The organism is Micromonospora sp. H61 (assembly GCF_018070325.1).
GTDB classification, from domain to species: domain Bacteria; phylum Actinomycetota; class Actinomycetes; order Mycobacteriales; family Micromonosporaceae; genus Micromonospora; species Micromonospora salmantinae.
Window position 1 is genome coordinate 1 of record NZ_JAGPXY010000214.1, and the last position, 1,453, is coordinate 1,453.

A 1,453-nucleotide genomic window follows, 5' to 3' on the forward strand; every position below is an offset into this window, starting at 1 on the left:
TCAGCCCCGACGGTCGCACGCTCCCCGCGAGCAGCACGTGACCAGCATTAGCCAGCCACCGGCTTATCGAATCCGTCACGCTCCGCGCCCGTCAGCCGGGCGATGTGGTCGCTGGCAGGCGGGTGTCGTGATGCGCGATGATGTCCTGCGACGCACCAACTGCTGCGGTCTGTGCGCCGCCACCTGCTCGGACGACAGGCACAGGCTTGGGCAGAGCGTCCAGCACATGTTGTCGAGTGATCCTCGTAAGGAGCCTTGTGAGCGCCCTCGGTAGTTTCATCTGGTCGATCGCCGACCAGCTCCGGGGCCCCTACCGCCCCAACCAATACGGCAACGTGATCCTCCCCCTCACCATCCTGCGACGCCTCGACTGCATCCTCGAGCCCGACCGGGAAACGGTGCGCGTGCTGGCGGCGAAGTACGACAACCCGAACCGGCTCAAGGTCGAGGTCAAGAAGGCGACCGGTAGGCATTTTTACAACACTTCGAACTACTCCTTCGCCAACCTTCTGGCTGACGTCGATGGGCTGGCGGACAACCTGGCCGACTACATCGACCGGTTCTCGCCCGATGTCGACGTGTTCCAGTACTTCGACTTCAAGAAGGAGATCTTCACCCTGGAGAAGGCGGAGCTGCTCCGCGAGGTCATCACGTCCTTCAAGGCCGTCGACCTGCATCCAAACGTCGTCGACAACGCTGACATGGGCGATGCGTTCGAGTACATCATCCGCAAGTTCAACGAGGCCGCGAACGAGACCTCCGGTGACCACTACACCCCGCGAGACGCGATCCGGCTACTGGTCGACCTTCTCTTCGCCGAGAAGGACGCTGACCTGGCCCAGGCCGACATCATTCGCACGCTGTACGACCCCACCGCGGGCACCGGCGGCATACTCGCACTGGCCGAGGACCACCTGCTTGATCAGAACCCCGACGCGAAACTGAGTCTGTACGGGCAGGAGTACAACCCACAGTCGTACGCCATTTGCAAGTCCGACCTGCTGGCCAAGGGCCACGACGCGACCAACATCGCCTTCGGCAACACTCTCACCGACGATGCGTTCAAGGGCCGCCAGTTCGACTTCTGCATGTCCAACCCGCCCTACGGCGTCGACTGGAAGCAATATGCCAAGGCGGTCATAAAAGAGCGCAACGAAGCGGGCCCCTACGGCCGGTTCGCCCCCGGCCTCCCGTCGACCTCAGACGGGCAGATGCTCTTCCTACTCCACCTCGTTCACAAGATGCGGGCGCCGGAGGATGGCGGCGGCCGGACCGGCATCGTGATGAACGGCTCGCCGCTCTTCAACGGCGCCGCGGAGTCCGGCCCCTCCAACATCCGCAAGTGGCTGCTAGAGAACGATCTGGTCGATGCCATCGTCGCACTGCCGGCCAACATGTTCTTCAACACCGGCATCGCCACCTACATCTGGATCCTCGACAACAGCAAGCGCTC

Annotated in this window: 1 protein-coding gene; it reads left to right on the forward strand. The window is 63.0% G+C overall.

The window, feature by feature from the left end:
• Nucleotides 1-257: 257 nt before the first annotated feature.
• On the forward strand, nucleotides 258-1,453 hold a 1,196-nt coding region (locus tag KBX08_RS33225; RefSeq protein WP_210787706.1), incomplete at its 3' end, for a class I SAM-dependent DNA methyltransferase.